Annotated in this window: 18 protein-coding genes; 13 read left to right on the forward strand and 5 right to left on the reverse strand. The window is 32.0% G+C overall.

Translation table 11 applies throughout. From position 1 onward, the window contains the following. Positions 1–360: 360 nt before the first annotated feature. Positions 361–756, reverse strand: coding sequence for a hypothetical protein (locus LC455_RS20805; RefSeq protein ID WP_223593621.1), 396 nt, complete (start codon positions 754–756; stop codon positions 361–363). Between the two features lie 327 nt (positions 757–1,083). Between LC455_RS20805 and LC455_RS20810 the strand changes: the two genes are divergently transcribed. The 4 genes from LC455_RS20810 to LC455_RS20825 all read left to right on the forward strand — a co-directional run bounded on the left by LC455_RS20810 (position 1,084) and on the right by LC455_RS20825 (position 3,273). Next, positions 1,084–1,737: a hypothetical protein gene (locus tag LC455_RS20810; RefSeq protein WP_223593623.1), complete on the forward strand. Its 654-nt coding sequence runs from the start codon at positions 1,084–1,086 to the stop codon at positions 1,735–1,737. A 30-nt stretch (positions 1,738–1,767) separates the two neighbouring features. Beyond that, positions 1,768–2,343 (forward strand): competence protein CoiA family protein, encoded by a 576-nt coding sequence (locus tag LC455_RS20815; protein ID WP_223593625.1) that lies wholly within the window; start codon positions 1,768–1,770, stop codon positions 2,341–2,343. A gap of 305 nt (positions 2,344–2,648) precedes the next feature. Then, complete coding sequence (locus LC455_RS20820; protein WP_223593626.1) at positions 2,649–2,882, forward strand: hypothetical protein; 234 nt, start codon at positions 2,649–2,651, stop codon at positions 2,880–2,882. Positions 2,883–2,925: 43 nt separating this feature from the next. Then, a complete protein-coding gene (locus tag LC455_RS20825; RefSeq protein ID WP_223593627.1) occupies positions 2,926–3,273 on the forward strand; it encodes a hypothetical protein in 348 nt (115 codons plus the stop codon). A 339-nt stretch (positions 3,274–3,612) separates the two neighbouring features. Here the strand turns inward: LC455_RS20825 and LC455_RS20830 are convergent, their stop codons facing one another. The 4 genes from LC455_RS20830 to LC455_RS20845 all read right to left on the reverse strand — a co-directional run bounded on the left by LC455_RS20830 (position 3,613) and on the right by LC455_RS20845 (position 7,895). Further along, positions 3,613–3,819: a hypothetical protein gene (locus LC455_RS20830; RefSeq protein WP_223593628.1), complete on the reverse strand. Its 207-nt coding sequence runs from the start codon at positions 3,817–3,819 to the stop codon at positions 3,613–3,615. Positions 3,820–4,288: 469 nt separating this feature from the next. Next, entirely contained in the window at positions 4,289–5,740 is a 1,452-nt protein-coding gene (locus LC455_RS20835) for a DUF2357 domain-containing protein (RefSeq protein WP_223593629.1), read from the reverse strand. Then, the gene (locus tag LC455_RS20840) at positions 5,741–7,504 is read right to left on the reverse strand and encodes an McrB family protein (RefSeq protein ID WP_223593630.1); all 1,764 of its coding nucleotides are present in this window, start codon (positions 7,502–7,504) and stop codon (positions 5,741–5,743) included. It lies immediately after the preceding gene. Positions 7,505–7,544: 40 nt separating this feature from the next. Further along, a complete protein-coding gene (locus tag LC455_RS20845) occupies positions 7,545–7,895 on the reverse strand; it encodes a helix-turn-helix domain-containing protein (RefSeq protein WP_223593631.1) in 351 nt (116 codons plus the stop codon). Positions 7,896–8,585: 690 nt separating this feature from the next. Here LC455_RS20845 and LC455_RS20855 point away from each other — a divergent pair. From LC455_RS20855 to LC455_RS20895, 9 genes are all read left to right on the forward strand, one after another. Next, positions 8,586–8,927, forward strand: coding sequence for a hypothetical protein (locus LC455_RS20855; RefSeq protein ID WP_223593632.1), 342 nt, complete (start codon positions 8,586–8,588; stop codon positions 8,925–8,927). Positions 8,928–10,184: 1,257 nt separating this feature from the next. After that, positions 10,185–11,654 (forward strand): ATP-binding protein, encoded by a 1,470-nt coding sequence (locus tag LC455_RS20860; RefSeq protein ID WP_223593633.1) that lies wholly within the window; start codon positions 10,185–10,187, stop codon positions 11,652–11,654. Further along, positions 11,647–14,493, forward strand: coding sequence for a Z1 domain-containing protein (locus LC455_RS20865; RefSeq protein ID WP_223593635.1), 2,847 nt, complete (start codon positions 11,647–11,649; stop codon positions 14,491–14,493). The genes LC455_RS20860 and LC455_RS20865 overlap by 8 nt, the downstream gene beginning before the upstream one ends. Positions 14,494–14,507: 14 nt before the next feature. Further along, complete coding sequence (locus tag LC455_RS20870) at positions 14,508–15,404, forward strand: PD-(D/E)XK motif protein (RefSeq protein ID WP_223593636.1); 897 nt, start codon at positions 14,508–14,510, stop codon at positions 15,402–15,404. 3 nt (positions 15,405–15,407) lie between these two features. Beyond that, positions 15,408–17,477 carry an AIPR family protein gene (locus tag LC455_RS20875; protein WP_223593638.1) on the forward strand — a complete coding sequence of 690 codons (2,070 nt, stop codon included), beginning with the start codon at positions 15,408–15,410 and terminating at the stop codon, positions 17,475–17,477. 695 nt (positions 17,478–18,172) lie between these two features. Further along, positions 18,173–18,316: a hypothetical protein gene (locus tag LC455_RS20880; RefSeq protein ID WP_223593640.1), complete on the forward strand. Its 144-nt coding sequence runs from the start codon at positions 18,173–18,175 to the stop codon at positions 18,314–18,316. A gap of 542 nt (positions 18,317–18,858) precedes the next feature. Continuing rightward, positions 18,859–19,305 carry a hypothetical protein gene (locus tag LC455_RS20885; protein ID WP_223593642.1) on the forward strand — a complete coding sequence of 149 codons (447 nt, stop codon included), beginning with the start codon at positions 18,859–18,861 and terminating at the stop codon, positions 19,303–19,305. Between the two features lie 291 nt (positions 19,306–19,596). Continuing rightward, entirely contained in the window at positions 19,597–21,024 is a 1,428-nt protein-coding gene (gene dcm / locus LC455_RS20890; protein WP_223593644.1) for a DNA (cytosine-5-)-methyltransferase, read from the forward strand. Between the two features lie 284 nt (positions 21,025–21,308). Next, a complete protein-coding gene (locus tag LC455_RS20895) occupies positions 21,309–21,593 on the forward strand; it encodes a hypothetical protein (protein WP_223593645.1) in 285 nt (94 codons plus the stop codon). The last annotated feature ends 436 nt before the right edge of the window (positions 21,594–22,029 follow it).

Raw genomic sequence — 22,029 nt, forward strand, 5'->3', positions numbered from 1 at the left:
TGAGTTTCTCTTAATTAGAATTTTGTTCTAAATTTTTTACTTTATTAACTTTCTTTCCAAAATCATAAGGTTGACTATAGTAAATCTTACCACATTGTAAACACTCTACATCACATAGACGACCGTAATTTATTTTATCTTTTGTTTTTCTGGATATTTTTCAATTCGTATTACTGACAGTATTCCACCACAATTACACTTCAAAAAAATCATCCTAACGATTTTTATTTACATATCTTTGGAAAAGGTTGATTAATAATGAAAAAATCATCCTAGAAGGTAATTTCTAGGATGATTTTTTTAGCAAAGTGGAATCCCTTTATGGTTCCACAGTGCCGCGCCTTTAATTTATATTTTAACTCAAAATTGCTGGCTCCGTTTGGGTAATAAAACTAGCAATTCCTCCATGCTTTTAGTGGAATAGTAATCAAGGAAAATTGATATTTCCTTGTTAGACCACTTGTTGAAGGTTAAACCAAAGCTGTGTGCCTTAGCCATGATTTGATCTTTTGTAAATAAACCTTCAAATTCATGGGTGGTTTCATTTAGGCCCATTCCCTCATTGATACATTCTCTCAGTTTCAAGAAGTTTTCCTCACTCGAGACAATTCGGCGAGTTAACTTCATTCGATTGGCTTTAATAATGACCGAGTTTCTTGTTTTATTTAAACGTTTGCAAATTTCTTCAATATCAATTTCTCGGTAATTATTTACCAAAAAATTGATATCATCAGAAGACCAACGATTCCCAGTCACATTTCTTCATTCCTTTCATTTAATAATAGTCATGCAGATACCTACAGTATGTCCCCATTCAAGAAGGATTTCAAGCGCACAGGCTTGAAATACAGAGGAGTCAAAAAAGGCGTGATTAAGGTCACTGAATTGTACCATCCTTGACATAGTATCATACACATCCTCACCCCATTAACATTTGTACTTTTAACATTTCTTCAATTAAAATAGAAAATCCTTCTTCACATAAGGGCCGTCAGCAGAAAAAGGATTTAAATAAATTATAGTTTTATATCATTTTAAACGCTTATAATTAAAATAGGAAAATAATAAATTAGGAGAATCAACATGAGGTTTTCAGATGCATTCAATGGCATGGATAAATTCTTACATAATAACTTAAATACAATTACTTGTAATAAAATTTTTCAAATCAAAAAAGACTTCTACGATATTGTAGAAACATTAAGTGGGAGTACAGCAAACCTAACAGGTATTACTGAGTTATTAGTGTTTCGGTTTCTATATCATGCACTTGGGATGACAGGAAACGTAATAGAAAAATCAGTTCATAATAAACACGACAGCTTATCAATAGGGAAAAGATTCATTGGAAGTAATGGAAAAATACAGGAGCCCGATATAGTTATAGAAAACCATAACGTAATCAAATATCTATTCTCAATTAAAAATCTAATGAGCACAGTAAACCCAACAAATAATGAAAAGGAAAGTCCTTTGGTCCAGGAACTAATAAACATAAATGGTGTTTGTACCACAGCCATCCAAGATATTTTCAGAATAAATAATATTAGACATGGACCAAACAGTAAATTTAAATCTATAACTGTTATATTTTCTGATGTACCTAAAAGGCACCAAAAAGCGATTGATTTAATTCACGATAAATTCAATTGGCACAGATTCTTAATACTTGAAAACAACAATAATTTATTCCTTGATGAACTAAAAGAAAAGCTAGGTTTTACAAGTTGTAAATAAATATAAAGAGATCGGAGAAAGGTGAACCATATGGGAGTAAAATTACATTGTGCTTATGACGACACTGGAGACCTTGTTTTTATTAAAGACAGGATAGAAAAAAATCGGTTATTTTATTGCCCGTATTGTAAAGAGGAAGTATTCTCGAAAAAGGGAACTATTCGGGAACATCATTTCTCCCATAAGCCAGATACAGAGCGTTCAGCTAACTTCGAAACCATTCTGCACTTTGAATCTAAACACTATTTGGCAAAAAAAATAAATGAAAATGATGGTGAAGGAATTGAACTACCTTTTGATTTAGGAGAATATATACCTGCCTTAGAACTCCTGAAAAAAAGGGCGGGCATATCAGACCAAACCACCATTTCCTTAAGCGAAATCAAATCATTCTATGATGTAACGAGCGCTTTAACTGAAACTGTTATACCAGGCAGCCAATTTATTGCTGATATTTTAGGTTTTATTAAAGAAGATAACAAGAATTTGGCCATTGAAGTTTTTGTAAGCCATGAATCAGATAATGGAAAAATCAAGTTTTTTAAACTTAAACATTTCCCTTATTTAGAATTAATCCCATTTCATAATGAAAAAGGAGAAATTTAATTTAAAGTACATTCTTACTTTTACCAAGATTTTTTGAGGATGAATTACGGAAAAAAGCAGAAAGGATTTTTGAAGAAGGAGAAATACTAAGAAAAAATTGCTTGCCGTACAACCTTTAAAAAAGGAATTTCAGGAAGAGAATATTTACAATCAACTAATTGAATCTCTAGATTTACACAGCTATACTTCCTCGGAGGTTGCCCATAGAGCTACAGTTAAGCGTAAAGAATTACTGGAACAACTCACTTATAAAAAAACAGCAAAAGGATCTTACCTTATGGGAAGGACATCGAAGGGTTCTTATTTTGTTTCCAGTGAACAAAAATCAACTATATGGAATTATTAATCAATTGCTAACTCAAATTTATATAGCAGCTTTAATTGGCGGTTGGGAGAACTCGAACAAAGAATCAGTAATCGGATTTGAATTTGAGATACCTCAACCATCAGAACTTGACCTAGTTATAAGGGAAGTTTTTCTTGGAAAGCTTGAGGATTATGAAAAGAGGTTTAAAAATAAACTTAGATCTTATTCGTAAGTTTTTGATTATGATTCAAGACGATCTGAAAAGAGGAAACAGCATGGGCGAATTAAAAAAAATAAAAAATAAAGCTAAGGAACAAATCAAACAGATAAAGACCGAACATGATGTAATAGTGAGATTTACAATAGGAGATGAAAAAGGTCCACTTCTAAATTTACTTGAAGATGAGATGGAAGATATGTATGGGGAACGTAAACCAAGGAAATATGCGGGATTAACTGTTGAACTTTATGCCGTCGTTGAACAGTGTTTAAAAGATATTTATTTTCTTTATCATGGAAGAACCTATCGAAAAAGAGGAAATGAACAGAATAGTAATAATGGTGAGAAAAGAGATATCAGTGATATAGCTGCAGTTTCAACTGAAGGATTATATTATTCTTAGGGAGGATGTTGACATTGATGAACTGAGAGTCATTAGAAACTTTATTGTACATCAAATTTTCGATTTTGACTTAGCCGTTGCAAATTATGATAAAAAGAATAATGTAGAAAAAACCAAAGACACGTTAGCGTTTTGAGGTGCTTATAAAGATGTCCAAAGAATACATAAAAGGCATTAAGATAAAAGCATAATCAAGTTTCTGTATTTGGCATTTAAGAGATGCTGTAAAAGGCAGTATCTTTATTAATGAAAAAAGAGCCAAAATACGCCAGGTGAAGTATGTAAGACTTGCATATTTTAGGCTCTTATAGAGCTATCAATCTTTATAGATCTATATTTTCAATTCAATCGTGTTTTTATGGCCAAGGAATCAAGTATTTCCGGAACTGGAACGTCTTGCTTTTCAATGTATTCAATAATGTTTAAAATACGGCTTATAGCATAATGCTTATCCGTTAGATTGTCTGATATTAGCTCACCGGCCAGATCAAGCAGCTGTGTTTTAATTCGTGAGACAAACAGTTTCCCTTCCAACAAATCGTTCATCAAATACACCACCCAATCCGAATAATTTTCTTCGATAGGGTATCCAAACCAATTTATTTTCATTAAGGAAAGCAGGCAGTAGAAATAGCTAGCCTTAAGGATTACATTGTTCAAGATTTGCAAACCTTCCAATTTAGTCCACAACTGATAATCCTATTACATCCTCGAAATCAATCCGCCGAAACTCACCATCTTGCAGTTCAATGCGTAGCCGATTGAACCTATAAGGCATGGAAAATAAGTTTAAACAAAAAATAGAACAATCCATGTTCAAAATCTCAAAAGAAATTAAAAGAGAAGAACAAAAGTAACTATAATTTGTTTCTTTTTTGTATCATGTACTCATCATCAATATCCTAGAAATTTTGTAAAAAAGTAACTCACACACTTTGTCATGGAGGGTGGAGTTACTTTTTTTATGATGACTATCCTGTTAGTACTACTGTCGTTAACGATTTAATAACCTCGCTCACAATGATTCATCAATGAATTTCTCAAGTTCTGAAATATTTGAAGGACTAAAGTGTATGCATCCCATTTTCCACTTATCTTTATAGCCTTTTTCATGAACTTCTTTCCTAGGTGAATAAGAAGGGACAAGTATATATGCTTCTGTAACTGCTTTTTGGTCAGTGCTACTTTTAACAATACCGTCTCTATATTTATGGAGTTCTGCAAGTGCACCGTCTATGTTCGAACCTATCCTATACTTTGAATCAAGTACTATAATCTTATTATCAAGTATTAAACATATATCAGGTATTAGTTCAGAGGTGTAGGTATGAAAGTTTGCTCCCTCTTTTGTAAAAGTAAGTTGATAAAACATATCATACGAGTTATTCAGGGTTATTTTACTTCTATTACCATGTACTATATCTAAACATTGTTCTTTGTTACTGTATTCTGTGGCAAGCAGTAGTGATTCATTTATTTTATTTTTATCCCTTAATAACTCCATTATCTTAATAAATGACCATATTTCATATAATTTATGTGTTTTTGATACTGGGATGCTAAGTAGGTTAAGTTTAGTTTGGTCTAGGTTAAAAATTATTTTAGAGATTACTTCATACAAATTGTATAAGAATAAGTAGTTTTTATTTGCTTTTATTTTATGTGTTTTTTGAAATAAAACTTTTTGACCCGAAAAATTCCTAAAAGGTGAGCGTGAAAGTTGGGACAGTAAGGTTTTTTCCATTTGTTTGGCATATAAAATGTTTCTTTTCTTATACATGAATGTACATATATTCGCCAAGCCGTAAATAATGGTAACAATCATTTGATTTTCGAGAATATCATATGCATTTTTGTGAATTCTTGTTTTATAAAACGTTGGTAAATTGCTCTTTGTAGTAAAACAGGTACCACTATTTTGGGATACCCATATTGCTGCATGTGAATCAAATTTGTCACCACGATAGCTTGGATATTTTTTAAATTCCCTCTCCCTTTTCATTAAAGGGTTAGCACAGATTGTTTTAAATGAATCCAATATTTCATTGAAGCACTTTTCTATCAGTAGAAATTGAATCTCAAGTCCCACTTTTTTATTAGTTGATGTAAACTGGAATCTAGACTCCTGATTATCATTATTTAAACTAATTGATAAATTATCTACCTTAAAGATATCCCCTAGCATTTTCAAATAATCGGATAAGACCATCTTTCGACTATCTGGATATATATAGGATTCATAATTGTAAACGATATTTTTTTTATTTAATAATTCTATCGAACAATCACCAGTAAAAAATGGTACGTTTAAAGTAAAGACATCGCTTTTTCCACTTTGAGAGATAACCTGTAAACCTTTTGCTGAGATAATTAAGCCTTTTGGTATTTTTATTTTATAGGCTTGTCCTTCAATTAATATAAGATTTTCAATCGGCTCCCATTTATTGCTGTTCCAATAAAGAATCATTTACAATCCCCATGTATCATCGGACTCGATGATTTCTTTAAGAGATAGGATTTTTTGATGTGTCTTTGGGAACCTATTTTGATCTATTACAGAAAGGAGTGATTCAGTAATTTCCTGACTTAACATCTCGATTTTTAGCTTAGGAACAATTTTCTCAATTATTAGACTGTCTGTTAAGAAGTCGGAAGTAAAATAGGTATCTAAATGGGTGTAATTATAATTTAGCTTTTCTATAGCTTCTTTTGCAATTCTATACCCAAAGTGCATATCTACTTCTTTAAGAACATTATTTAGATTATTTAGTATTTCTAGGTCGTCTACAATTTGGGCATTAATATCGTTTTTATCACAATAATTTTCGATAAATCCCTTGATATTTACTTTACTCATTTCCATTTTAAAAGCTCTGTCCCAAACCTTGTCACTAATTCGTTCGGTTGTTTCGTCTTCATTAATTGTGCCAACAATATATAAATTATTTGGTATTTCTAACTCACTAATTGGATGCCCATTTAGATTAATTGGTTCCTTTGCTTCTACTGCACTAAGAAAATCTGCAAAATAATATTCAACATGAGCTAGGTTCATTTCATCTAAACAAACGAAAAATTTTTGATTAGGATATTGAGCAGCTAATAAAAGAACTTCTAAAAATTTTGGAACTTCATATCTGTTTTGTAAAGCATTATAATACCCAAATAAAGGTTTCTCATCTTCCCAGTCTGGTTTCACACTGATTAAGTGAAAATATGGATTATCGTCAGTAGTATTTAGATTGTAGACGGCATTTGCATATTGCTTAATTAAATTTGTCTTCCCAGTTCCAGAAATACCTGATAAGATAACAAAGTGTTTATCTTCTAAACAGTTCAAGTTGATGTGGAAATTTGCAATTAAGTCTTCGGAATAAACTTCCGATGGATTATCTGTAAACCAATGAATAATGTGATTGAGATTCAAATTTGGTGTATGGACCTGAACAGGTGAAGGCATATCCATATATGCAATGTATTGTTCTAGGGTAGTCCTAGTCCTATCAACGATTTCAAAAAAACTATTATCAAAGCATATTTCTTCAATCATTCTCCGTCTTACATCATTGATTGGCGCTGCAAGACAAATGTATTCAGAACCATCACTTCTCTCATAATGTACTAACCCCGAATAACTCATAAACTTAAACATATCTCGTAATTCACGTTCTTCAATATGTATGTCAGAATCAATTTTTGGAGGTACAGTTCCATTCTTTCTGTATTCTAGGATTTCAGCCCAAACCTGAATGCAGTCAACATTTGATCCAGCAGAGTATACGTCCGGGTTGGAGAAGAAAAACAAACTTATTTCATTAAGGGTAACTATATGATCAATTGTCGGGTCATCCATATACCTAAGGAATAACAGTTTCAACATTGTCCTCATAGGAACCATTTCTATTCCAGATTCTAGAGCGCTAAAACCATTTCGCGCACATAGATTTGGATACTGAAATTTTTTTATTGCATTATATAGAACAGCCTCTTCGTTCCCTAACACGATTTCTCTCGCAATATTCGTTGGTGTTAAATCAACATTTTTTAAATGCATATAACTAGTTAGTTCAGTAATAACATTTCTTTCTGTTTTAGTATGACGGTCAAGAAAATTTTTATTTTGTGTTTCATCACCGTTTGCCCTCACGATTTCACCTGAAAAGTTTCTAAGATTGTTTTTAAATGTAGTTTCATCTCTGAGGTTATGTGTAAAAGGATAACTGTATGGCATTGAAATCCCCTTTCAATAAATTGGCCTTATATAATATCATTTATCTTTTTTTTCGTTCTAATAAATCCACCATTTCATTAATAATTTTGAGTATTGCTTCTTCTTCTTCTGACTCTAGATTTCTAAGTCTGTTAAATGTTGTCTTACGATTCATTAATAGTTCATTTAATTCTTCTTCGGGAAATACATTGAAAAACTCTTTTAATGATAGACCTAAGGCTTCTGTAACTTTATTTAGGGTTTCCACGGAAAAATTTCTTTCTCCTCTTTCTATTTGCCCTATATAAGTAAAGTGCAAACCGGCTCGCTCGGCCAATTCTTCTTGGTTAAGGTCTTGAGATTTACGAAGTTGCTTAACTAAATCTCCAATGATTTTTGAGAGATTGCTCATATTATCACCTCAAAATAACCATATATGTTTAAGTAAAGTAATTACACTGACGATATATATTATTTTTTGTTGAAAAATATATACTATATGTATAAAAGTTTTTGTATTCGTAAATAAATTTAACATGTTAAGAAACATGAAAGGATCGATGTTATTCCAAGTTTATTAAAGGCAAAGGTAGAGATTATAGGTACTAGACCATTTTTGTATAACCTGGTGAAATGAGTGTTCCGTTTCGGGCGCTCATTTATATGTTTGATATAGCCAACGCTCTTTTCAATATAGAATATCGGCCATGTTCTGATTGAAGAGGATGTAGAAATAGTTGCCAATACCACCATTGATCGTGGGACGATTGGCGATACAATCATCTAAAAAGGGACTAAGGTTGATAACCTTGTACAAATCGGACATGAAGTCATCATTGTGGAACATTGCATCATTGCTGCACAGGTGGGAATCGCAAAAGGTAAAGAATTGGCCATCACATAACAATCTATGGACAATGTGGGATTGTCGGGGATATTGAAATTGGGAATCGAGTTACCATTATGGGGAAGTCTGTTATGACCAATCCAATTGGAAACAATCAAAAAGTATCAGGGAATCCGGCCATTCCACACAGAGAGAACCTTAAGTATCACGCATTTTTAATGAGATGGTTACCATCTATAAAACAGTTGGGAAAATATGGTTGAATCTTACGAAAAGCGGATTAAAGATTTAAAATCTATTATTGAGAAACCTGACATGAAAAAGCAGGAGAAAGACGATGCTCTTACTGAAATAAAAGATATTTTTTCTGGTTTTACTATTAACACTTATTCAATTACAAATAAACTCGAGGATTTTAATGGTTTTGAATTAATGCCATTTAAAAGTAGAACTTACACCGTGGACAAGTTAATACTTTCTCCTCCATTTGGAATTTCAAAAAACAAGGATGTTCCAAAAATAAATATTGAAGCTGGAACCAATAATTCATCTGGAAAGAATGACTCTTCTCCAAAAGGTGAGGAACCTAATTCCTAATTTATATTAGCTTAAAAAATGAATTAGCATATTCCAAGGGTATACAGCTCGCTAAGGAGTATTTGCTGAGATATTATTAAGCTTTTTCATTAAGGAGTGAAAAAAAGCCTTTTAATCATGATAGGGTTCCTACATGGAGTAGAAGTTTTATTAAACTAATGTTTATGTTGCTCCAGGTGTAGATTTAGGTGAAATCGAGACAAATGGTGACGTGACGCACTAAAAATGCACACGGTGTTTGGGGGATTGATATATATTATCAAAGACAATATATTTGATCCAAGTTTTACATTTGTAGATAGAGAAATTACATGTACAGGAGATGTAGGCACTAAAGCCGAACGATTAATACGTTTGTATTTATTAAATGATATAACTATCAATTATCGTGATATAGCAGTATTTTATGTCGTCGGAAATACATTAAGGACCCAGCTTATACAGGATGCAGTAATCCTCGTATAGACACAAATGGTCAACTTAGAGGTGCTATTTTCCTTACGATTAATGCAAAAAATAAACCAAATCGTTTTGTATTTGCTCATGAATAGGACTTATTCTTTTCGCTCGGTTGGAGGTTAGAACGATAAACCCTGGTTCTTTGATTCTGAGCCAAACCAGCTGGAGGTAATGCAAATTATGCAATCGGAGGAAAAATCTATACGGGCAGCTGAATCTTATTTTAGAGATAGATAAATTTACTTATATCGAGCCGATCTAGTGCAGTGTGAAAAATAGTATTTTAACAAAAAAATGGGTTGCTACGGCTATCGTCTTCATTGTAGTTTGTTGGTTCTCTTTTTACCATCTTTTATAAGTGCAGAGAATTGTATTTTAAAACCCTGAAAAACCTTTATTCTTATGCGGCATATACACTTACTGGCACCGTGCCGAAATGAAATTATAATGGATTTTTACCCTGTTTGAAAAAATGGCTTTATCTCAACGTCCATGGGTCTTTTTTTACATTTCATTTCGTCCATTTTGACCACATTTAATCAAAAAAATAGTGCTCTCTTTTTGTTAGTTTAATTTTCATTTAGTTTTCTTAATCTTTTTTGACGATGATTATATGTGTTTTCACATGTACTTCGGTTTCTATTAGGAAGAGAAGCACAGAATTTACTATTACAATATTTTACTTATTAATAGTATACTAGAGTAAAAGTTAAGACTTACAAGTGTTAGCTTATTTAATTTAGATAATATGCTTTTATAAAAATAGATTAAAATAGATATAAGTGGGATGGTAAAGTAATGGAAGATTTAATCTTAACTCCTTATGCACCAAATTTAGTGGAGTCTACACGTTCAATTGGTTACTCTTTTGAAACGGCGTTAGCAGACATTATAGACAACTCAATTAGTAATTTTTCAAAGCGCGTTGACGTAAAATTTTCAAATACTGGAATTCCTTATGTTGCTGTAATTGATAACGGAATCGGAATGGGAACTGCTGAACTTGAAAAAGCAATGCGATATGGAAGTAGCAGTTCTTTAGATGAGCGCGGAGAAACTGATTTAGGACGATTCGGTCTCGGTTTAAAAATGGCTTCTATGTCGCAATGTAGGAAACTTACAGTAATTTCAAAACAACGAGGGAAACTTTCTGCTGCGACCTGGGATTTAGACTATATTCACAAAACAAAAAATTGGTCTCTGATTAGATATTCTGAAAAACAAATTGCAAAACTTAGATTTTCATCTGCCTTAGAAAATTATGAGTCAGGAACTGTGATTTTGTGGGAAGAGTTGGATAGAATTTCGGAATCCCCTACAGAATTTGATAGAGAGTTCAATGAAAAGCTAAATTTCGCAGATAAACATATGGCGCTTGTTTTTCATAGATTCTTAGAAAATAAATTATCAAAACAATATTTTGAACTTTTTTTCAATAATAGAAAAGTTGAACCGATAGATCCATATATGTTATCTAATCGAGCTACACAGCAACTTGAAGAAGAAACTTTATTTATAAATCAGGTATCAATTAAAGTTACTCCATTTATAACTCCTTTTGTTAGTAAGTTATCAACAAAAGAGAGACAATTATTAAATGAATATAGAGAGTTGAATTTAAAACAAGGGTTGTATATTTATCGAAATAATCGACTAATTGTTTGGGGGAAATGGTTCAGATTATTAAGTGACGGTGAACTTAAACGTCTTGCGAAAGTGCGAATTGATCTTCCTAACAATATTGATACGCATTGGACAATTGATGTTAAAAAATCCTCTGCTCAAATCCCTAGTATGATTAAAGAGCAACTCAAACAAATAGTTCTTCGTGTGGTTGGTAAAAGTGAACGAGTTTATAAATATCGAGGAAGAAAGGTTGTACAAGATAGTTATCAGCACATTTGGAACAAGATTGAAAACCGTGAAAAAATGCAATACCTAGTGAATCGTGACATACCAATTTTTAGAGCATTGCAAGATTCACTAAACGACGAGCAATTCAAGCTTTTAGACGGATTTGTTAAGAGTATTGAAGATAGCTTTCCATATTCAGCTGTTTATTACGATTTAGCCAAAGACGAACAGTTTGATGAAAAGATACTTGAAGTCGAACAAGTTTACGAATTAGCTAAAAATGCGATTGACGGATTAGCTAGAAATAAAGAAGAGCAAATTTTGCATTTGAAAAGTTTGTCTACAATTGACATGTTTCAGAAGTACCCTGAAGTTATTCGGTTGCTGGAAAAGGAGTTTGAATCTAATGAGTAATGAAATCGTTGCAACTATAGAAGATCTTGCAACTATTATGTTGCCAAAAGAAAACCTGGAAGAAATTACAGAAGAGCAAATTAAACAAACTGTAATGGCAATTATTCCAATGGCTCAAATGAAATTTGGCGGAATAAATATAAGTCAAATGGATATTGATGCTGCTATAGTTAATTTAGAGGAAAGATACGCCATTACTATGGATACGGGGACACTTCTTAAAGAGGACAATTATAAGAAATGGTACTACAATTCCAAAGCTGATCGAGGAACTGAATATTGGGATAGATATAGTCGATATCTTTCAAATGATGTAAACTTGCCACAAATTGTTATAAACAAAATTGATGAAGCTTCAGAAGATATTATGGATGTTCTTGGTGATCCGTTGTCAAAAACAGGGTTTCAACGGAAGGGGCTAATTATTGGCTCGGTTCAGTCAGGGAAGACTTCGAATTATACAGCATTAATAAATAAGGCAGCAGATAGTGGTTACAAAGTAATCATTTTATTGACTGGTACGATCGAGAAGCTGCGAAAACAAACACAAGGACGTATCGATGAAGGTTTTGTTGGTATGGACAGTCGTAATTTTATCGAATTCAAGAAATCGAAAAAGAGAAACTCTTTACTTGGCGCTGGAAAATACAACAAGAATATCAATGTGGCATCATTCACTACCACCGAGAAAGATTTTGACCTAAAAGGTCTAAATATGAGACTGTCATCTGTAGCAGACCCGGTAATTTTCGTAATTAAGAAGAATAAGTCAATTTTAGAGAAGCTTCATAATTGGCTGAAGGAAAAAAATACAGACCAATCAACAGGTATGATTGATTTTCCAATGTTGTTAATTGATGATGAGGCAGACAACGCATCAGTAAATACTAACAATCCTGATAAAGATCCGACGGCAATTAATAATGGAATTCGGAATTTGTTGAAATTGTTTAGGAAATATAGTTATGTAGGATTTACAGCTACTCCTTTTGCAAATATTTTTATTGATCCTCAATTAGAGGGTGATACAAACGATGATTTATTTCCAAAAGATTTTATTTACTTACTTGAGCAACCTTCAAATTATGTTGGTCCAATGGAAATGTATAGTGAGAATGGGCAGTACCATTACATGATTCGCCATAACGATGATATGGAAACTATCCTGGAGTTGAAACACAAAAATGGTACTAAAATTTCAACACTTCCCGAGTCTCTTAAGACATCTATAATGTTGTTCTTACTCGCTAATGCTGTTCGTGATTTACGTGGTCAAGAAAAGAAACATCGATCTATGCTAATTCACGTATCAAGATTTATTAACGTTCAAAAAGTTGTTCAAGAACAGGTGAAAAATTACTTTAATTTCGCAAAAGAGCAGATTAAAAACTATGCGCTTTCTGAATCTGAAGAGCCTTTCATCAAAGAATTACACGAACTTTTTGATAAGGAGTTTGGCAAAGAGAATTTTGCTAATTACGGAGATGAGTCTTTTAATAAAATAGAAATTGAAGAACATTGGGATGACGTAAAACAAGTACTTTATAAGGCTATTAGTCCAATTCAAGTTCATACAGTAAATAGTGGATCAGCAGCTCAAAGAATGAATTATGATGAGTATGAAGACGGTTTACGCTTAATCGCAATTGGAGGCCTGAGCCTTGCACGTGGACTTACACTTGAAGGGTTAACAATAAGTTATTTCTATCGAAATACAAAAATGTATGACACGCTAATGCAAATGGGAAGATGGTTTGGCTATCGTGACGGATATTCCGATTTATGTAGACTTTGGACATCAAGTGAGTCTGCTGGATGGTATGAACATATCGCTGAAGCAACTGAAGAATTACGAAGTGAAATTAAACGGATGTCCAGAGAAAATAAGCGCCCAATAGATTTTGGGCTACGTGTACGTTCTGCTGAAGATACTCCATTAATTGTAACTGCAAGAAATAAGATGAGGCATTCCGAACAAATAAAACTTGTAAGACAATTGAATGGCCGTATGATCGAAACAGCAATTCTTCCCTCTAAGAAAGAAGAAATAGAGGCAAATAACAATGTCATTGAGCGCTGGTTAGTGACTAACAAAAGATATCGTTTTAAAGATATTTCCCTACTTGGACGTCAAAAGCCAACGTTTAAAGATGTTCCGAAAGAGGCAATAATTGATCTGCTGACATTTGTAGAATATCCATACATGAATGAATTTTCAAAAGACAGTATTCTTGTTAATGAAATTAAGAAGAGTGCCTCAAAAATATTTGACAAATGGGACCTTGTCGTTGCAACCAATCGTCCAAAAAAGGACGAAGAACCCAAAGTGTTTGGAGAAATTTCTATTTATCCAATAACCCGTTCGTTTGATTTCTTCGGAACTGGACACTATGTCAGAATATCGAAATCCAAGAAAAGGTTAGGTTCAAGAGATTATGCTTTGGCAGGACTTATGAAAGAGCAAATGGAATTAATCGAAAATAGTGTGGATGATCTTTTGAATGGACAAAAAAACAGGAGAGGTGGTCAAAAAGCCCCAACTCAAAATATGTACTTTAATACAGGAATTCCACGCAATCCACTAATAGTTATTTATCCTGTACAGTTATTGGACTCGAAGGGTGTAGATTCTGAAGTGGATAGATATGTTGATTCATTGGACAACCAATTAATTACGGGTATAAGTATAGGTATACCTGATATTCAAGGGGTACAATCTGTAACTTATGAATACGTGGTGAACAAAGTCTATCAAATGGAGCTCATAGAAGGTAGCTCTATTCAGTACGATTGGGACGAGGAATATGACGAAGATGATGTTGATGCATTGGATGATTAGCGAGGAGTTTGATCATGATTGTCGAAGAAAATAAATATAAGCGAATGCCAAAAACAGAGAACTTCGGCATATATCTGGGATTGGACAATAAAGGTAGGACAAGTATGTTTGTTAAGCTGTCGAAAAAGCCTAAGTTTAATGATAGTAGCAAGTATCTAATCTATGAATATAACAAAAGACAGGATGGCTTGTGGGCGTTGACAGTCTCGATAGCTGAACAACGGTACCTTGGAGTTTTTAATAAGCTTGTTTTTGATTTGGTTGATACTGTCCGTGAAGCAAGTAATGCGGTAGTTGCCGAAAGGATGTTTATGCAACGTTTTGTTGAATGGAAAACGCTGTTTGAACAAGGTATAACCTCAAGTCTCGACTTTAGCAAAGTAGTTGGATTAGCAGGCGAGTTATATTTTATAAGTGAATTCATGGTTGAAAAATACGGGATAATCGATAGTTTGAATTCTTGGTGTGGTCCGTTAGGGGCCGATAAGGATTTTAATATAAATAATACATGGTTTGAGGTAAAGACGAAATCATTAAACAAAGATACAATTCATTTAAACAGTAAGTCGCAACTTGTTTCTAATAGTATCGGATATTTGACCGTCGTTTCTTACGAAAAAAGCAGTTTAGCAAATTCAAAGTCCACTAACCTATTCGACTTGTATCAAAAAATTAGTAGTTTAATTCAAACACAGAGCTTGCAAGCAGAGTTCGACAGGAAATTAGCTAATCTAAATTTTGTTCCGGATGAAAAGTATAAGGAAATAAACTTGGAGTTCCATGAAATTGTGTTCTATGAAGTCAACGGAAGCTTTCCTCAAATATCAAATGTTGAATTTGGTAAGGCAATAACGAATATTGAGTATGATCTTTTTTTGCCTGAAATAAAGCAATATAAAGTTGAGGTATAACTAATGGATTCATATAGAGAGAATTTAGTAAACGAACTGAAAGTACAGGCTGTATCTGATAATATGTCGGATCGTGAGTCGTTTTTTCAAATATATTGCGAGAAGCTTGAACAGTCTGAAATCATAGAGGATTTCCACTATCTTCATTTTAAAGGTAAAGGCAGTCGCAATCGATCAATTCAGATTGATGGATATGTATACAGCGAGTTAGATAGTAAATTGACACTCTTCATTATACCTTCTTTGGCATACTATGAAGATAAGATATTAACCATGACTGATGCCGATTCATTATTTAATCGTGCCAAATATTTTTATTTTGATGTAGAAAAAATTATTTCAAAAGCAGAAGAGAGCTCAGAAGGTTATGGTTTGGCTTATGATATCTTGAACAAGAAAATTGAGATTAATGTTCTTGAAATAATCTTATTAACAGATTACTTGAAATCAAATACAATTAACATCATTGACAGCACTCTTGAAAATAGCGTCCGAGTAAATTACTCAATTTATGATATTTCCCGAATGAAATTAATTGATGAATCTGCAAATGGTAAAGAACCATTAATTATTAATCTTTGGGAGGATTTTCAAGCGGAGGGGATTCCGGTACTTCCAGCGTCTAAAACTGATGAATACCAAGCGTATCTGTGTAATATTCCAGGAGAGCTATTGGCAAGAATGTATAATAAGTATCAGTCAAGATTGCTTGAAGGAAATGTTCGCTCGTTCTTACAATCCAAAGGAAAAGTTAATAAAGGTATTAGGAATACAATTTTAAACAATCCTGAAATGTTCTTTGCATTTAACAATGGTATTGCTGCAACCGCAGAAACAATTGATATCTCGGAAGGACCAGACGGGAAAGTTATTACAGGTTTTAAATCATTACAGATTGTAAATGGTGGACAAACAACAGCTTCTCTTGCAAATGCATGGGAAAATGATATAAAACTGGATTCTCGTAATCAGATAAAGAGGATTTTCGTTCCGATGAAAGTCTCGGTTGTTTCGCAAAAATCAGCAGAAGAATTGATACCAAATATTTCAAAGTTTGCAAACAGCCAGAATAAAGTAAGTGACGCTGACCTAGCATCTAACCATCCATTCCATAGAAAAGTTGAAGAGCTTTCAAGAAGGATTCATGCGCCAGCGGTAGGAGGAGCTCAATTCGGGAAATTCTGGTATTATGAACGTGCAAATGGACAATACAGACAAGAAACATATAAATCAACAGATTCCTTTAAAAAGAATTTTGAATCGCGATATCCTAAGAGTCAAATGTTTAAAAAGGTTGAACTAGCAAAATACTATAACATTTATCTTCAAAAACCACATATCGCAAGTGCTGGATCCCAAATGAGTTTTAACAAGTTTAGTGATTGGATGATTAAACAGTGGGATAAGAATTCTGACTTTGTAAACGATGAATTCTATCGTAAACTAATTGCATTATGTATCCTGTTCAAAAAAGCAGATAATATTGTACGAAATCAAGAGTGGTATGATAGCTATAAAGCAAACATTGTTGCTTATACACTATCAGTAATTATTCACAAAGTTGAAAAAGACTTCCCTGAATCAACAATTGATTTCCAGCAAATTTGGAAAGATCAAGATTTACCTTATGGATGGATGAAACAAATTCAAAAAGTGTCATATCTAATGTATCAACACTTGACTCGTGTGGATCGTACAGTTGAAAATGTTACCGAATGGGCGAAACGTGAGATATCTTGGACAATGGCGAAAGAGATAGATTTTGAATATGAAAAAGAATTTATTGCTCAGTTGGTTAATAAAAAATACGTAATCACACAAGAATACAGTGCTATTAAGGAGCAAAAAAAAGTTAATGAAATGAATGCTTTACTTCAAGTTTACGAATATGGTTCTGCTTTTTGGAAGGAAGTTTACAATTGGGGTGTCCAAGGAAAAATTTGGAATATTCAGGATGTTAGTTTCTTAAAACTAGCTATGGGAATTGACGAAGGTAAAGTACCATCGGATAAACAAGCGGCAAAAATTTTGCAGCTACTTGAAAAAGCAAGAATGGAAAGTTTTCCAAAATAAGGAGAAGGGATGATCGATAAGTCATCCCTTTTATATGTTATATGACATGAATGCGTCTAAGCTTAAATGGAACCACGTTGTAGTGTGCAAAGAAGATTATTTATCTCATGCACTTCCATAAAGATTTGTTCCAAAACATTTACAACGATACTATTACCAGCTAGACTTTAAAAGTCTCTCTTTTTTAGGTTCCAATCGTGCGGGAAGGCCAGACTTCAACATTTTATGAAGTTCGTCACTTGCTTTTTCAATGGTCCCTCTCATTTAGGTCTAAGAGGGGATTTAACTTGTTGCTATAAATTAGGCAGATATTAACAAAGCTAAATCTGTGCTAACTAAGGTATGATTTTTGTTAAAAAACTATCTTGGTAATAAGATATAAGTTATTTTGTCCCAATTAAAGTTAAATCCTGCTCCTTCTGTATAGTAACTTGAAGAACTCTTTTCCACTAAGCCTAACCCACCCCATAACTGAAATTCTGAAGTAAGGAAATTCCTCGAGCCTGATGTACCTCTTAAAGGATTAGTTTTTAATTTACCATTATTTTTAAAGTCATATTTCTGTGATGGAGTTTAAATATCAGCCTTAATTTCTCTGGTGGATTTTACAAAGTCATAGGAAGGAAAAAATATAGTAACTATCGAATATAAAGAAGGGTGACGTTATACCCATAAATACTTAGGGGGAAGAAAAAATGAAAGAAGAACAATTTATTAGATTTCTATCAAACGAAAGTAGTATCGAAAGCAAAGATAAAGCTGTTAAATCTATACTAAGTAAGGCAAGAAAAGTTGAAAAGTCATTTAATGTAAACCTAGATTTAATTGTTATAGATTGATGAAAAAACATATAGTTTACTGACTAAAATAAAAAATGAACTAAATGATACTAATGGTGCAATTCAAAATTCAGTTAGAAAGTATTATTTATTTGCAAATGATAAGGAATTCTCCTGAATTGCAGCATAGGAGAGAAGATCAGGAATGAGGTGAATATTAAAATACAGGGGTTACTAAAGATACAATTGAATCACTTTATAATTGGATAGGGTATGGTAATCCTAATGCACCTTTTTGGATTATTGGTAAAGAAGAAGGAACTCTTGAAGTAGATGCAAAAAAGAAAACACTTATGTTCGATCTTCCAATTTTTCAATAAAGGGTTTTATCACAAATCATGAATTGGCAGTTCCGATAAAGGATAGTGAAGTATCAAATATTCAACTGCGTTTGACAGATTAAAAATATTGCATTACGTTAAAGAAATATAAAAGCTCTCAAAATACAATAAATATTTTTTTATAATATGGGGAAATGAATATTTAAAAAAATTATTAGCAGGTTAATATTATATCAATAATCATATTAAGGATGGTATTAAATGCAAAAAGTATTTAACTCTAAATTAATTGGCCTTGTAATAAAACGTTTAAGTAAGGTTGAAGTAAATAGCAAAATCTCTAATCAACATGAGCTAAATGGTAACAGGGACCTAAAACAACTTTTAGGAGTTGCAAAGATTTCCAATAAAAACATCAGATTTACGTATTATAGTAGAAATAATGAAGAGTTATCAGATATGGGAACAATTACATGGTATGATGCCAGAGAGGCACACCCCACAAGATCAGAGTATCGCCTTTATTTCAAAGGTAATGTTGTTATGGATCATGCTGAAGCTGGAGATTTGTTGGTCGTATCTTTGCAGAATGATGGAGAATTAAATATTTCAATTGTCCAAGAAGGAAGTGCTTTTGAAGATTATCTTCTTCAATTATTTGGACCATTACATAATATTGGTACATCATTTAAATATAAAAGTTTATAATTTTTTTAATTTTATCAATATATTATTGGGTAGAGAAAATATTGTGAAATTTCCTACCCTATTCCTTTTATTTAAAGTTATTGAAGAATCACTACAAAAAAATCTCTTCTATTTAACCACAATCAAATAAAAACTTCACTTATTCCTAGTTTTTCCTTTAAATATAGTATGTTATACTTTTTATCTAATTTCACAAACGTAAGTTCGAAGTAATCTTAATATGATATAATAGCTTTATATAAATAATTTTATTGATGTGCTTCCATAGCATCCCAAGTGGAGGAAAAAGAAATGTTTAAATTTATTGATTTATTTGCGGGAATTGGGGGAATTCGTTTAGCATTTGAAGAAATTGGCGGTAAATGTGTATTTTCATCGGAATGGGATCAAAATGCACAAAGGGTATATGAAAAAAATTTTGGTGATAAACCTTATGGTGACATTACAAAAATTGCTGCGAATGAAATTCCTGATCATGATATATTACTTGCTGGTTTTCCTTGTCAACCCTTTAGTCTGGCAGGTGTTTCTAAGAAAAATGCACTTGGCTTAAAGCATGGATTTGAAGACGAAACTCAAGGTACTCTCTTTTTCGACATTAAACGAATTATACTAGCTAAGCGTCCAAAAGCATTTCTTTTAGAAAATGTTAAGAATTTAATGTCTCACGATAATGGTTTAACATTTAAAATAATAATGAGAACTTTAGAAAGAGAATTAGGATATAGAGTTTATTCAAAAGTGATTGACGCAAAGGGATTAGTTCCTCAGCATCGAGAGAGAATTTATATAGTAGGGTTTAAGGATCATATAAAATTTAAATTTCCTGATTTGCCAAAGGATGGACCTGTTTTGAAAAGCATATTAGAGCCGTCTGTCGGTCCAAAATATACCTTATCTGATAAATTATGGATTTATCTACAGGATTATGCTCAAAAGCATAAGGATAAAGGAAATGGATTCGGATATGGGATTGCAGATCTAAACGGTGCTTCAAGAACACTTTCTGCTAGATACTATAAAGATGGTTCAGAAATACTCATAGATCAGGGTTTAGGCAAAAATCCAAGGAAACTGACACCACGTGAATGCGCAAGACTTCAGGGATTCCCTGATACATTTGAGATTGCTGAATCGGATTATTCAGCATATAAACAACTTGGAAATTCTGTTGCTGTTCCTGTTATTAAAGAAATTGCCAAAAATATGTTATCTGCTTTAAAAGAAAGACAATCAAATCTTAATTATAATAGAGGATTGTTAGTAGAACAGAACATATTAAACGAGGTCATTTTACGAATAAATTATTATAAAGAATTCTTTTTAAAAATAATTTCTTTGGAAGACTATAAAGCCTCACAATCCCGTTCAGGTGGGATAATATTAGATCAACAATCTTGGAATTTATTTTTCGATTCTCCTGGAAAATCAGATGAAAATAGAGAAAAGGATATTAAGATATTTTGGGAGCAAATAGATGAAGTAACAGAAAGCAAAATAAAATGGTTTGGGAAAAAGAAAAATCCGGAGTACAAAATTACTCATATTGGCAAAAGAATACCTTTTTTCACTGAGAATTATTTAGGAGATATTTTTGTTTTAATTAAAGTAAACGATAAAGAATTTTTAGGTTATAAAATTGATAGTAAATATTTATTTACTTTGTTCCAACGAACTAAAGTCATAGAACACAATGAGCAAAATAAAATTTTAACCTAATTTACTTTAAAATTTATAAAAAAATCTGTTAAATACAATAGTCTCCATTTCAATAGAGCGAAGGGAGACTATTGTTTTATATTTAATTTATTCTATTCAATATATTTTATTATTTTATTCATTAAATCATAATTAAACATTAATACTAATGGAAAGGAAGGGATAGAATTATTAATAAACATTGCTATAAAAATAAAGGGTTCTAAGGGATTCTGCTTAAAATAATAAATGTTGAAATGTAAAATTACATATATTTAAAAAATAATGTTAGGTGATAAAATTTGATGAGAGCGGCAGTTTATTTTCTAGAAAAAAAAAATTTAGACACTGAAGACACATTATCGAAAATGAAAAAGTATTTTGTTAAGCAAGATTGGGAATTATTTGGAGTTTATATTGATAACAATAATAAACATGACGGATTAATGGAGTTAGTTACAAAGATATTTTCAGAAATAGATATATTATACGTTTACAGTTTAACAGATATTAATGATGATTTTTATTGGGATCTATTAATTCAGTCAGCAAAAATCGAAAATGTTCAAATAATTGAATATAAAAAATAAACCACTTTTAATTTTATATTTACCTATTTAAAAGTTCTCAATAAACTTCAAATAACTGCTATAAACTCCGGTATTTTTGTTATTGATGGTGATTTATGATAATGATTTAAAATTTAATAGAAGAAAGCATTAAAAATTATAATTAGTATTTAAATCACTGTTAATTAATAATGAATTGATGATCTAGTGTTTTTATGAAGTATTAAAATTATAATAAATTTCATAAAAGTTTAATAAAATTAATTTGTCACTTTCCAAACCTCACTGATATTACCTCTAATTGAGTATATTATCTCTTTCCCATAACGATATTTATTTTAGAACAATTATTTTTCACATTTACGTAATAAATAATTGATAAACATTAACATTTTTTTAGATTAATTTATAAACATTGTTCTCATGCTTTTTTGATTAATATAAAGGGTTGTATTAG

The sequence above is a fragment of the Neobacillus bataviensis genome (genome assembly GCF_019969725.1).

Bases quoted from the DNA above. Each gene is read 5' to 3' on its own strand.
- LC455_RS20810 (WP_223593623.1), top strand. From the start codon at position 1,084: ATGAGGTTTTCAGATGCATTCAATGGCATGGATAAATTCTTACATAAT.
- LC455_RS20815 (WP_223593625.1), top strand. From the start codon at position 1,768: ATGGGAGTAAAATTACATTGTGCTTATGACGACACTGGAGACCTTGTT.
- LC455_RS20825 (WP_223593627.1), top strand. From the start codon at position 2,926: ATGGGCGAATTAAAAAAAATAAAAAATAAAGCTAAGGAACAAATCAAA.
- LC455_RS20830 (WP_223593628.1), bottom strand. From the start codon at position 3,819: ATGAACGATTTGTTGGAAGGGAAACTGTTTGTCTCACGAATTAAAACA.
- LC455_RS20835 (WP_223593629.1), bottom strand. From the start codon at position 5,740: ATGATTCTTTATTGGAACAGCAATAAATGGGAGCCGATTGAAAATCTT.
- LC455_RS20840 (WP_223593630.1), bottom strand. From the start codon at position 7,504: ATGCCATACAGTTATCCTTTTACACATAACCTCAGAGATGAAACTACA.
- LC455_RS20845 (WP_223593631.1), bottom strand. From the start codon at position 7,895: ATGAGCAATCTCTCAAAAATCATTGGAGATTTAGTTAAGCAACTTCGT.
- LC455_RS20855 (WP_223593632.1), top strand. From the start codon at position 8,586: ATGGTTGAATCTTACGAAAAGCGGATTAAAGATTTAAAATCTATTATT.
- LC455_RS20860 (WP_223593633.1), top strand. From the start codon at position 10,185: ATGGAAGATTTAATCTTAACTCCTTATGCACCAAATTTAGTGGAGTCT.
- LC455_RS20865 (WP_223593635.1), top strand. From the start codon at position 11,647: ATGAGTAATGAAATCGTTGCAACTATAGAAGATCTTGCAACTATTATG.
- LC455_RS20870 (WP_223593636.1), top strand. From the start codon at position 14,508: ATGATTGTCGAAGAAAATAAATATAAGCGAATGCCAAAAACAGAGAAC.
- LC455_RS20875 (WP_223593638.1), top strand. From the start codon at position 15,408: ATGGATTCATATAGAGAGAATTTAGTAAACGAACTGAAAGTACAGGCT.
- LC455_RS20880 (WP_223593640.1), top strand. From the start codon at position 18,173: ATGAAAGAAGAACAATTTATTAGATTTCTATCAAACGAAAGTAGTATC.
- LC455_RS20885 (WP_223593642.1), top strand. From the start codon at position 18,859: ATGCAAAAAGTATTTAACTCTAAATTAATTGGCCTTGTAATAAAACGT.
- dcm (WP_223593644.1), top strand. From the start codon at position 19,597: ATGTTTAAATTTATTGATTTATTTGCGGGAATTGGGGGAATTCGTTTA.
- LC455_RS20895 (WP_223593645.1), top strand. From the start codon at position 21,309: ATGAGAGCGGCAGTTTATTTTCTAGAAAAAAAAAATTTAGACACTGAA.